Annotated in this window: 10 protein-coding genes; 8 read left to right on the top strand and 2 right to left on the bottom strand. The window is 67.2% G+C overall.

Translation table 11 applies throughout. The annotated features are described in order from the left end of the window. Nucleotides 1-4 precede the first annotated feature (4 nt). Nucleotides 5-145 (top strand): hypothetical protein, encoded by a 141-nt coding sequence (locus ACWDTD_RS03245; RefSeq protein WP_449745626.1) that lies wholly within the window; start codon nt 5-7, stop codon nt 143-145. Here ACWDTD_RS03245 and ACWDTD_RS03240 read toward each other — a convergent pair. After that, complete coding sequence (locus ACWDTD_RS03240) at nt 142-1,707, bottom strand: hypothetical protein (RefSeq protein WP_449745625.1); 1,566 nt, start codon at nt 1,705-1,707, stop codon at nt 142-144. The genes ACWDTD_RS03245 and ACWDTD_RS03240 overlap by 4 nt on opposite strands. 322 nt (nt 1,708-2,029) lie before the next feature. Between ACWDTD_RS03240 and ACWDTD_RS03235 the strand changes: the two genes are divergently transcribed. Then, nucleotides 2,030-4,513, top strand: coding sequence for a UvrD-helicase domain-containing protein (locus tag ACWDTD_RS03235; RefSeq protein ID WP_449745624.1), 2,484 nt, complete (start codon nt 2,030-2,032; stop codon nt 4,511-4,513). Between the two features lie 249 nt (nt 4,514-4,762). Here the strand turns inward: ACWDTD_RS03235 and ACWDTD_RS03230 are convergent, their stop codons facing one another. After that, nucleotides 4,763-5,929, bottom strand: a complete 1,167-nt coding sequence (locus ACWDTD_RS03230; RefSeq protein ID WP_449745623.1) for a M23 family metallopeptidase — start codon at nt 5,927-5,929, stop codon at nt 4,763-4,765. 476 nt (nt 5,930-6,405) lie between these two features. Between ACWDTD_RS03230 and sucC the strand changes: the two genes are divergently transcribed. The 6 genes from sucC to ACWDTD_RS03200 all read left to right on the top strand — a co-directional run bounded on the left by sucC (nt 6,406) and on the right by ACWDTD_RS03200 (nt 11,936). Further along, nucleotides 6,406-7,569, top strand: a complete 1,164-nt coding sequence (gene sucC, locus ACWDTD_RS03225) for an ADP-forming succinate--CoA ligase subunit beta (RefSeq protein WP_449745622.1) — start codon at nt 6,406-6,408, stop codon at nt 7,567-7,569. A 13-nt stretch (nt 7,570-7,582) separates the two neighbouring features. Further along, complete coding sequence (gene sucD / locus ACWDTD_RS03220) at nt 7,583-8,485, top strand: succinate--CoA ligase subunit alpha (RefSeq protein ID WP_449745621.1); 903 nt, start codon at nt 7,583-7,585, stop codon at nt 8,483-8,485. A gap of 211 nt (nt 8,486-8,696) precedes the next feature. Continuing rightward, nucleotides 8,697-9,572 carry a hypothetical protein gene (locus ACWDTD_RS03215; protein ID WP_449745620.1) on the top strand — a complete coding sequence of 292 codons (876 nt, stop codon included), beginning with the start codon at nt 8,697-8,699 and terminating at the stop codon, nt 9,570-9,572. A gap of 4 nt (nt 9,573-9,576) precedes the next feature. Next, the gene (locus ACWDTD_RS03210; RefSeq protein WP_449745923.1) at nt 9,577-10,062 is read left to right on the top strand and encodes an RDD family protein; all 486 of its coding nucleotides are present in this window, start codon (nt 9,577-9,579) and stop codon (nt 10,060-10,062) included. Nucleotides 10,063-10,065: 3 nt separating this feature from the next. Then, a complete protein-coding gene (locus ACWDTD_RS03205; protein ID WP_449745619.1) occupies nt 10,066-11,502 on the top strand; it encodes a carboxyl transferase domain-containing protein in 1,437 nt (478 codons plus the stop codon). Then, nucleotides 11,499-11,936 carry an NUDIX domain-containing protein gene (locus ACWDTD_RS03200; RefSeq protein WP_449745618.1) on the top strand — a complete coding sequence of 146 codons (438 nt, stop codon included), beginning with the start codon at nt 11,499-11,501 and terminating at the stop codon, nt 11,934-11,936. Before ACWDTD_RS03205 ends, ACWDTD_RS03200 begins: the two co-directional genes overlap by 4 nt. Nucleotide 11,937 lies beyond the last annotated feature (1 nt).

Genomic DNA, 11,937 nt, shown 5'->3' with positions numbered 1-11,937 from the left:
ACCGATGCCGGGTCCCGTCGAGCGTGCCCACAATCCCGTCGAGCGTGCCCGGAATCCCGTCGAGCGTGCCCAGATCTCGGTCGAGCGTGCCCGGAATCCCGTTGAGCGTGCCCACAATCCCGTCGAGCGTGCCCGGGCTTACTAGCGCCGATACACGGTGACCTTGTCGCTGTGGCCGGTGGAGGCCACCAACGTCTGCAGCGCGGCCTCGGTGTCCTTGTCGGCCGCCCAGTAGGAGATGTCGCGTTTGCCTGCGGCCTTCACCTGCTCGTCGAGTTGGGTGGTGATCGTCTTGGTGCCCTCCCAATTCGGGTCGAAGACACCGTTGGTGATGTGATCGGAGTAGCCGCTCGCGAAGGTCACCAGCAGGGTGTCGTTCGGTGCGAGTCCGTCGAACAGGTAGTCGCCCTCCTTGACGGCGTAGCTACTCGGGAGCCCGGTGATCGAGTTCGCGTACGCCGCGGCGCCGGGCTTCTTCAATCCGGTGCGCACCATGGTGACCGATTGCTTGCTGGAGTTCTCGTTGTCGTCGATCAGGTTGTTGAGGAACTCCGCGTCGTTGTCGAGGAACGCGAGGTACTTGGTGATCGTGGGATTGGACCGGATCGATCCGCCTCCACTGGGCAGATTTGTTGCCACGCAGCGGGTTTGGCTGGTCTTGCCGAAGTCGACCCGCACCACCGGGTTGCACGAGCCGCCGACCTGGCCCGGCGGACTGTTGTTGACGGCGAAGTTGACGGTCAGCGCGTAGTTCACGTGACCTCCGAGCGAGTCATCGGAATCCGGGTTGGCGCCGAGCGTGATGTCGTAGCCGCAGCCCGACGGGTCACAGGGTCCGGTCTGCTTCGACGAGACGAGCGGGTTGCGCATGGTCAGGCCGGGCGCCGGTGCCGAGGTGATCTCGGGGACGATCGATCGCGCATTGGCGAACACCTTCTGGACGGCGTCGCTGTTGAGTGCGGTCACGTCGGCGTCGACGGTGTACACGGCGGTGCTGCCCTCGGAATACTCGCCCTTGACGTGGGTGATGCCCTTCGATCCCGCGTCGTAGGAGACCTCCCACTTGCCCGAACGCACCTTGCCCTCGCCCAGGGACGTGATCGGCGGGTCGGAGGTGGGCCAGAACCGGGCATCGGGCAGCCCCTTGGACGGAGCGGGCAGTTCGGCACCGAGGGTGGGCGGATCGACGAGTTCGGTGTTGGCGAAGCGCCCGGCAAGCAGGCTGGGCGAGAGGATTCCGCCGATGTAGGGGAGCGTGGTGAACCGCGCGCTGGACCACTTGTTGTCGGTGGGGGCGAGATCGAGGTTTTCCTTCTGGGTGTCGCTGAGGAGCGCGGTCCAGAAACTCTCCGGGCCACTGACGAACTGGTTGTTGCCGATCTGGCGGTACTGCGCCTGGTTGCCGTTGACGGTGATCGCACCTTCGGCGTTGTTCGACGAGGTCACCGTCAGGTTGGTGAAATCCACTGTCGAGGGCGTCGCGCCCTTCTCGTAGGCGTAGGTGAGCTTGCCCGTGTAGCGGGCGCCGGCGCTGGTGCCGAACTTGAACGCGACGTCGTCGAGGCTGTGCTGTGCGCGGAAGGCCGCGGTCGGCTGGGCCGAACCGTCGGTTCCGAACGGGATGAATGCCAGCACCAATGCGACGATCACTGCGAGGCCGCCGACCCCCAGGATCACCGCAGGGATCGTGTTCGAGGACTGCTTCATCGTTCGGTTTCCTCGCTCTTCGCGTTCCGTGGACACCCCGGGACTGCGCGGCACAGGCGGCTGAAGTACACAGCCCTGCGCGAACGTGACGAAACCCCGGCGCGCACATCCTATCGGCCCGGGTTCTCGGCCGCGTCGGTTGCCACCGTGCCTGCAGTGGTGAATCAGGAATAGCACGGAATCGGACATGGGCATACCGACCGTGTGGTCACCGAATGACGGGCCGCGCCGAATACCCCCGGTTGTGTCGGCGGCTCTCGGCGGTGTGCGGGGCGGGACGTCGGCGGGGGATGTCGGGGTCGGCGGGTAGCCTTGTTCCTCGATGACCAGTACCACCCGTGACTCCTCACCCGGCGGTCGAGCACCGTCCGGTGACGATCGTTCCGCGGCCCTGCTCGAGGGCCTCAATCCGCAACAGCGCGCTGCGGTCCTGCACACCGGCCCGCCGCTGCTGATCGTCGCCGGCGCCGGGTCGGGAAAGACCGCGGTGCTCACCCGGCGAATCGCCTACCTGCTGGCCGAGCGCGACGTCACGCCCGGTCAGGTGCTCGCGATCACCTTCACCAACAAGGCCGCCGCCGAGATGCGGGAACGGGTGATCGGCCTGGTGGGTCCGCGCGCCGCCTACATGTGGATCTCCACCTTCCACTCCACCTGTGTGCGCATCCTGCGCGCGCAGTCGGCGTTGTTGGATCACCGGAACTCCAACTTTTCGATCTACGACGCCGACGACTCGCGGCGGCTGTTGGGGATGATCGTGCGCGATCTCGACCTCGACCCCAAGAAGTTCAGCCCGCGCGGTGTCGGCGTGGTGATCTCCAACTACAAGAACGAACTCGTCGATCCCGAAGCCGCACTGGCGGCCACCGCGGAGGCCGAGCCCGCCGAACGCAACATCGCGCTGATCTACGACGAGTACCAGCGGCGGCTACGCGGGGCCAACGCCTTCGACTTCGACGATCTGATCGGCGAGACGGTGGCATTGCTCCAGCGTCATCCGGAGGTCGCCGAGTACTACCGCCGCAGGTTCCGGCACGTCCTGGTCGACGAGTATCAGGACACCAACCACGCGCAGTATGTCCTGGTGCGTGAGCTGGTGGTGGGCAGCGGCGATGCGCACGAGTCGGCGGTGGCACCGTCGGAATTGTGCGTGGTCGGCGACGCCGACCAGTCGATCTATGCGTTCCGCGGTGCCACGATCCGCAACATCGAGGAGTTCGAACGCGACTTCCCGAACGCGGAAACCATTCTGCTGGAACAGAATTATCGGTCCACCCAGACGATCTTGTCGGCGGCGAACGCGGTGATCGCGCGCAATCCCAACCGTCGCGACAAGAGGCTGTGGACCGATTCGGGCGATGGTGAGCTGATCGTCGGATACGTCGCCGATTCCGACCGCGACGAGTCGATGTTCATCGCCACCGAGATCGAGCGGCTCACCGACTACACGATCGGCGGGTCCTCGGAGACCTTCAAGTACTCCGACATCGCCGTGTTCTATCGCACCAACACCGGCTCGCGTGCGCTCGAAGAAGTGTTCGTGCGGCACGGAATCCCCTACAAGGTGGTCGGCGGAACGCGGTTCTACGAGCGCAAGGAGGTCCGCGATGTGGTGGCCTACCTGCGAGTGGTCGCCAACCCCGACGACGCGGTGAGTCTGCGTCGCATCCTCAACACGCCGCGCCGCGGTATCGGCGACCGCGCCGAGGCGTGCGTGGCGGTGCACGCCGAGAACACCGGCGTGAGTTTCTATCAGGCATTGCTCGACGGCGCCGAGGGCAAGGTCGCGTTGCTCAACACCCGTGCGGTCAAGCAGATCGGCGCGTTCGTCGACCTGATCGAGGGACTGCGCCGCGACTTCCTGACCACATTCGGCGCTGCCGGATCGGGTGACGCGGACGTTGCCGTGGTCGACGCCACCGAGGAGGGCGCGGATCTCGGCGAGCTCGTCGCCGCCATCGTCGACCGCAGCGGCTACCGCGCCGAACTCGAGGCCTCCAACGATCCGCAGGACGGTGCGCGACTCGACAATCTCAACGAATTGATCGCCGTCGCAGCAGAATTCAGTGCCGAGGCAGCGGCAGCCGAATCGGCCGACGATCTCGAGGAGATCGACGAGGCGCTCGGCGGTAGCGACGGGGAACCGGAGCCCGGGTCACTGGCGGCGTTCCTGGAGAAGGTGTCGCTGGTTGCCGACGCCGACCAGGTGCCCGACGAGGGCGACGGGGTGGTCACGCTGATGACCCTGCACACCGCCAAGGGTCTCGAATTCCCTGTTGTGTTCGTAACCGGTTGGGAGGACGGACATTTCCCGCACCTGCGGGCACTGGGTGATCCGGCCGAACTCAGCGAGGAACGACGGCTGGCCTACGTCGGGATCACGCGTGCCAAACAGCGGCTGTACCTCACCCGCTCGCTGACCCGCGCGTCGTGGGGCCAGCCGGTTTCGAACCCGGAATCGCGCTTCCTGCAAGAGATTCCGCAGCACCTGCTGGATTGGCGGCGCACCGAGCCCAAGCGGACGAGCGCTCGCCACCTCGGGTCGAGTGGCGGGGTGTTCGGACGTGGCGACGGGTCGACGGGACGGCTGGGCCGATCGTCGTACTCGTCGGACCCGATGCGTGGCCGCAACAAGCAGGTGCACTACGACATCGGCGACCGGATGAATCACCCCAAGTACGGACTCGGTAAAGCCGTGGCCCGCGAGGGCAGCGGTCCCACCGAACGCATCACGTTCGATTTCGGTGGCGGCGTCGGCCGGATGACCTTCATGACCCTCGGCGGCCTTCCCGGCGAGAAACTCTGATCCCGTCGAGCGTGCCCACAATCCGGTTGAGCGTGCCCATAATTCGGTTCAGCGTGCCCACAATCCGGTTGAGCGTGCCCACAATTTCGTCGAGCGTGCCCAACTAGGAGCAGATGGGCACGGTCGACTCTGGTTTGGGCACGGTCGACTCGGAAGTGGGCACGGTCGACGGAGATGTGGGCACGCTCGACTCGCAAGTGGGCACGGTCGACGGAGATGTGGGCACGGTCGACGGCCCGCGGGGAAGCCCTATCCGGTGTAGGCGGAGAGGCGGACGCCGTGCTCGGCGAGCCAGGGTGCCGGGTCGATCTTCATGGTGCCGTTCTTCCACACCTCGAAGTGGCAGTGCGGGCCGGTGGAGAAGCCTTCGCTGCCGACCAGGGCGATGACGTCGCCCGCGGTGACGTGCTGGCCCTTCTGGACCAGTACACCGGACGACGCCATGTGGCCGTACATCGTGACGGTGCCGTCGTTCGCGCGGATCTGCACCCAGTTGCCATACCCCGACGCGGGGCCGGCCTCGATCACCACACCGTCGGTGGCGGCGTGGATGGGGGTGCCCAGCGGTGCGGCGAAGTCGATGCCACCGTGGAAGCTGCCCCAGCGCATCGCGAATCCCGACGTGAACTGGTAGCTGCCCAGCGGGAGCGGTGAGACGAACATGGGACGGCTGGCCAGCGCCTCGCGCTGGGCCTCCGCGGCGGCCATCTGCTTGCCGACCGCGAGTTGGTCGGTGAACGTGCTCAGATCCTGCGACGTGGGGTCGGAGGCGGCGATACCCGGTCCGAGATCGGGAACGGCGCCCGCGGCGGGGTCGACGTTGGCAGCGTTGGCCGGCGTGGCGACCGTGGGTGCGTCGTCGGTGTTGCTCACGTGGGCGACAGCCGCGACCGCGGCTCCGGCCGCCATGGCCACCAGTGCCGCGCGTCCACCGCGCAAGGCGTTCGGCGGTGCCGCGATGCGATGCTTGCCGCGGGTGCGGACTCGCTCGGGATCGGGGATGCGGCGGAAAGAGGTATCCGCGATGTCGCCGAGAGCCAGCTCGCCGCTGTGGGTGGTCCCCAGGCCCGCCTCGTCGGTGAACGAATCCAGCCGCGCACCGTTCGCGTCGAACGGATCGGCATCGTCGGCGTGCAGGCCGTAGGCCTCGAACTCGCCCTCGGGGATGAGGATGTCCTGGGTGATCTCCGAGCGGGTGGGCCGGTAATACGGTTCCCACGTGGCCGGCGACCACGAGTTCTCGACGGCGGCGGCACCCTCGGAGGCGGGATCGTAGGACTCGAGTTCGTCGATGGGGATGATCGTCGTCATCTCGGTGTCGTCGAATTCGCCAACTGAGGCGTTGTGGCGTCGGACGGCTTCGCGTGCGGTCAGCACCTGCCCGCCGACATTTCCACGTCCCGCCAACTCGCCCACCTCAATCTCGTGACTTCGTGATCGCTCCGGGGCCGCAACGATCTGTGACCCTTTTGTGATCCGACTGCTCGACTGACGGTAACGAAACGATTGCGGCAAGTCCAACGGACGGCCGGAATTTCCCCGGCATTTGTGAACTGTGTCACAAATCCCGCCCGCGTTCACGCTGTGCTGAACACTCCGTTGGCGATGTCAAATACCGCCCGTTGCACGCGATTTCGCGTGCCCGACTCGTCTCCGACGTCGACGCAGCAGTGTATCCGACCACGGCTGCCGATCCGATTGGGGGCCGTCGTGGGCCATCGGTGAGGCCTTGCCGGCCGCGGCTCCGAGTAGTTGCGCATCACGACTGAGTGAGTGATCTGTCGCACAAGGTACAGAGGTCCTCTCTGAGCCGTTACCCGGCGGGTTTAGAGTCCGATATGGCCCGCGTTACACCCAACACGAGCGGGCGAACCGACGAAATGGTGAGCTGAATGGATCTCTTCGAATACCAGGCGAAGGAACTGTTCGCCAAGCATGGGGTTCCCACCACACCCGGGCGGGTGACCGACACTGCCGCCGATGCGCGGGCTATCGCCGAGGAAATCGGCAAGCCGGTGATGATCAAGGCACAGGTCAAGACCGGCGGACGTGGCAAGGCAGGCGGCGTGAAGTTCGCCGCGACCCCTGACGACGCGCAGTCCCACGCGGACAACATTCTCGGCCTCGACATCAAGGGCCACATCGTCAAGAAACTGCTCGTCGCGGAGGCGAGTGACATCGCGGAGGAGTATTACATCTCCTTCCTGCTCGACCGCGCCAACCGCACCTACCTCGCGATGTGCTCGGTCGAGGGCGGCGTGGAGATCGAAGAGGTGGCGGCCACCAAGCCCGAACGCCTCGCCAAGGTGCCCGTGGACGCCGTCAAGGGCGTCGACGTGGCCACCGCGCGCTCGATCGCCGAGCAGGGCCACCTGCCCGCGGAGGTTCTCGACGCCGCCGCGGTGACCATCGCCAAGCTGTGGGAGGTCTTCGTCGGCGAGGACGCCACCCTGGTGGAGGTCAACCCGCTGGTCCGCACGCCCGACGACCAGATCCTGGCCCTCGACGGCAAGGTGACCCTCGACGAGAACGCCGACTTCCGGCACCCCGACCACGAGGAGTTCGAGGATCGCGACGCCACCGATCCGCTCGAGCTCAAGGCCAAGGAGAACGACCTCAACTACGTCAAGCTCGACGGGCAGGTCGGCATCATCGGCAACGGTGCGGGCCTGGTCATGTCGACCCTCGACGTGGTGGCCTACGCCGGTGAGGATCACGGCGGCGTGAAGCCGGCCAACTTCCTCGACATCGGTGGTGGCGCCTCGGCAGAGGTGATGGCCGCCGGCCTCGACGTCATCCTGGGCGACGAGCAGGTCAAGAGCGTATTCGTGAATGTGTTCGGCGGCATCACCTCGTGCGACGCCGTTGCCAACGGCATCGTCGGCGCGCTGAACAAGCTGGGCGACGAGGCGAACAAGCCGCTCGTCGTGCGTCTGGACGGCAACAAGGTCGAAGAAGGCCGCAAGATCCTGGCCGACGCGAATCACCCGCTGGTGACGCTCGCCGAAACGATGGACTCGGGCGCCGACAAGGCCGCCGAGCTGGCGAGCAAGTAAGGGGCCGCAACCAATGTCGATCTTTCTCAACAAAGACAGCAAAGTCATCGTCCAGGGCATCACCGGCGGCGAGGGCACCAAGCACACCGCGCTGATGCTCAAGGCGGGCACCAACGTGGTCGGCGGCGTCAACGCACGCAAGGCAGGCACCACGGTCAGCCACACGGCCAAGGACGGGTCCGACGTCGAGCTGCCGGTGTTCGGCACCGTCGCCGAGGCCATCAAGGAGACCGGGGCCGACGTCTCGATCGCCTTCGTGCCGCCGAAGTTCGCCAAGGACGCCATCATCGAGGCCATCGACGCGGAGATCCCGCTGCTCGTGGTCATCACCGAGGGCATCCCGGTGCAGGACACCGCCTACGCATGGGCCTACAACGTGGATAAGGGCAACAAGACCCGCATCATCGGGCCGAACTGTCCCGGCATCATCACCCCGGAGGAGTCGCTGGTGGGCATCACCCCGGCGAACATCACCGGAAAGGGTCCGATCGGCCTGGTCTCCAAGTCGGGCACGCTGACCTATCAGATGATGTACGAGCTGCGCGACCTGGGCTTTTCCACCGCCATCGGCATCGGCGGCGACCCGGTGATCGGCACCACCCACATCGACGCCATCGAGGCGTTCGAGAAGGACCCCGAGACCAAGGTCATCGTGATGATCGGTGAGATCGGCGGCGACGCCGAGGAACGTGCCGCCGACTACGTGAAGGCCAACGTCTCCAAGCCGGTTGTCGGCTACGTCGCGGGCTTCACCGCCCCGGAGGGCAAGACGATGGGCCACGCGGGTGCGATCGTGTCCGGTAGCTCCGGCACCGCGCAGGCCAAGAAGGAAGCGCTCGAGGCCGCCGGTGTGAAGGTCGGCAAAACGCCGAGTGAGACCGCCGCACTGGCCCGGGAGCTCTACGAGAACCTGTGATGATTCCCGGGTGACCGCTCCCGCGGGCCCGGGGAAGCACGCGAACACCGAACGGGGTGTCGCCGACGATCGTCGGCGACACCCCGTTCGTATGTCGTGCCGCCTGTATGTCGTGCCGCCTGTATGTCGTGCCGCCCGTGTGTTGTGCCTCGTTCGCGTGACCGCACTGTTCGGCCACCGTGAGGCCGGTGGTGCGTGAGATACTCAGGTGGTGAGCGAGGACGCCGACCCGGGGTCGATCGAGCGCCGGGAATCGACCCGTCGCTCGCTACTGGGTCTGCCGTTGCGGGCGGCATCGGCGCTGGCCGACACCGCCGAGCACATCCCGGTCGCCGGGAGTGCCGTGCACGCAGCGCGCCGGACCGCGCACGACGTGGTCGGCACAGCGGGCGCGATGGCCGTCGCGGGCACGCAGTCGGGGCTCGGCGCCCTGGTGCGTGAGGTGGTCGATGCCTTCACCAGCGAAGTGGATCTCACCGCACTCGTCGTCGACAACGTGGACATCGACGCGATCGTCGCGACCGTCGACCTCGACGCCATCGTGGCACGCCTGGATCTCGACGCGATCGTCGCGAGTGTCGACCTGGATGCGATCATCGCGCGCGTGGATCTCGACGCCGCAGTCGCGCGGGTCGACCTCGACGCCATCATCGACCGCATCGACGTCGATCGCGTTCTCGACAAGGTGGATCTCGACGCGGTGGTGGCGCGGGTGGATCTCGACGGTGCGATCGAGCGAGTCGACGTCGACGCGGTGATCAACCGGGTCGACCTGATCGGCCTCGCCGACGTGGTGATCGACGGCGTCGACCTGCCCGGCATCATCCGTGAGGCCAGCACCTCGGTCACCGCCGACGTGATGACCGATGTGCGTTCCAGCAGCGAACGCGCCGACGACGCCGTCGCGGACCTGGTGGGGCGGATACTGCGCAGACGGGCGCGCCGTGGGCGCGACGGAACCCCACCCACCGAACCTGACTCCGCCGAACCTGACTCCGCCGAACCTGACTCCACCGGGCCGGTTGGGCCGATCGTCACCGACGTGACCCTGGTGACCGAGATCGACGAGGACCCCGGCCGTGACTGAGCCGATCGACCGACCTGCACGTCCGCGGCGTCGGACTCAGCGCGTGATCGTCGATGCGCATGCGGTACGCGACCGGGAGAAGACCGCGGGCATCGTCAGTCGGGGCGCCGCGGCGCTGCTGGACCTCATGGCGGTGCTGGCGATCCTGGGCGGCATCTACGTCAGTCTGCTGCTGGCGCGACTGCTCTACAACGTGCACCATTTCTCGGCGCCGGATGTCAGCGGTCTGTTCACGTTTACGGTGTTCATGGCGGTGTCGGTGGCCTACCTCGCGTCGTGCTGGGCGGTGTCCGGTCGCAGCCTGGGCTGTGTGGTGATGGGGTTGCGGGTGGTGACCCGCAAGGGCAATCGGCTTAGGCCGTCGGTGGCACTGGTCCGGGCGCTGATTTGTACGTTCTTCGCGATCGGGCTCCTGTGGGTCGTCGTCGACCGCAAACGCCGATCGGTGGCCGACATCTTCCTGTTCACCCGCGTCGTCTACTCACGGTGACACGTGGCCACCCGACCTTCTGCTGCGCAGGTGCTCGAGGCAGTCATCGACGCCGCGAGTTGGCAGTCGTGGGACGTGCCCGCCGATCAGGGTCCGGTCTCCGACGACTACGCCGCCGACCTGCGGCGCGCCGAAGCGGCGACCGGCGTCGACGAGTCGGTGATCACCGGCAGCGGTGTGGTGGGCGGCGTGCGAGTGGCGTTGGTGGTCAGCGAGTTCGGGTTCCTCGGTGGCTCGATCGGCCGCGTGGCCGGCGAGCGGGTGGTGCGGGCGATCCGTCGCGCCACCGAGCAACGCCTCGCAGTGCTGGCATTGCCCGCCTCGGGGGGTACGCGGATGCAGGAGGGCACCTCGGCGTTCCTGCAGATGGTCGGGATCACCGGCGCGGTCAAATCGCATCGCGACGCGGGGCTGCCGTATCTGGTGTACCTGCGGCATCCGACGACGGGCGGGGTGTTCGCATCGTGGGGTTCGATGGGCCACATCACCTGGGCCGAACCCGGTGCCCTGATCGGCTTCCTGGGTCCCCGGGTCTATGAAGGGTTGTCCGGCAACCCTTTTCCCGAAGGGGTGCAGCGGGCGGAGAATCTGGTGGCCCGCGGACTCTTCGATGCCGTGGTACCGCTGTCGGATCTGGCTGCGCTCACCGGACGGGTGGTCGAGTTGCTGATGGCACCGCCAGACGACGCGGTGTCCCTCGTCGTCGACGATCCGGTGGCCCACTCATCGCTGTCTGCATGGGAGGTGGTGCTTGCCACCCGCGATCCCGCCCGTCCCGGCCTGCGGGAACTGCTCACCGCGCAGGCGTCGGTGGTGATCGGCCGCCAAGGCCCGATCTGGTTGGCGCTCAGTAGGATCGGCGGACACCCGGTGGTGGTGATCGGTCAGGATCGGTACACACAGCGCCACGGTCAGCTCATCGGACCCGCCGATCTGCGGGTGGCGCGACGCGGTCTGACACTGGCGCGGGAGTTGCAGCGCCCCGTCGTGACGGTGATCGACACTCCCGGCGCCGAACTGTCGGCGACCGCGGAGGAGGCGGGTCTGGCCCGCGAGATCGCGCGCTGCCTCGCCGATCTGATCGACGTGCCCACGCCGTCGGTCTCCGTACTCCTCGGCGAGGGCGCGGGAGGGGCTGCGCTGGCCTTGTTCCCGGCCGACGTGCGGATCGCCACACCCGATGCGTGGCTGTCGCCGCTGCCGCCCGAAGGTGCCAGCGTGATCGTTTATCGTGACACCGAGCATGCCGCAGAACTGGTTGCCCGCCAACGGATTCGCGCCGTCGATCTGCTCTCCGACGGGCAGGTGGACGGGCTCGCGGCGTGGGCCGACGGGTCCGGTCCGGGACCGATGCGCCGCGCGATCGCCGGCGCCCTCGACGGTTTGGTGCCGAGCCGGGACCGTCGCATCAGGTCGTCGCTGGAGAGCGGGCAGACGTGACCCGTCGCATCCTCGGGGTGGGCGCGGTGGTGCACGACGAGGCGAGACGTCTGCTGCTGGTGCGGCGCGCACGCGAGCCGCAGGCCGGGCGGTGGTCGGTGCCCGGCGGCAAGGTGGAGGCGGGAGAGTCGTTGCGCGATGCGGTGATCCGTGAGGTCTTGGAGGAGACCGGCATCGAGATCGAGGTCGGCGCGCAGGTGTGGGTGGTCGACATTCCGGACGGGCGGGGCGGTGTGTTCGAGGTGCACGACTTCGTCGGGTATGCGGTGGGCGGTAGGCTCGCGGCGGGAGACGACGCCGCCGACGCCGGCTGGTTCGACGTCGAGACGATGCGGGCACTTCCGCTCACCGACGGCCTGATCGAACACCTGGCGGCCGCAGGTCTCCTGGCGGGTGATGTGGGTCCGCGTCACCGCATTCGACACGAGGAATGAC

It is taken from the genome of Gordonia sp. NPDC003425, from assembly GCF_053588635.1.
The sequence above is the reverse complement of the archived record's forward strand: the minus strand, read 5'-3'. Positions and strand labels throughout refer to the sequence as shown.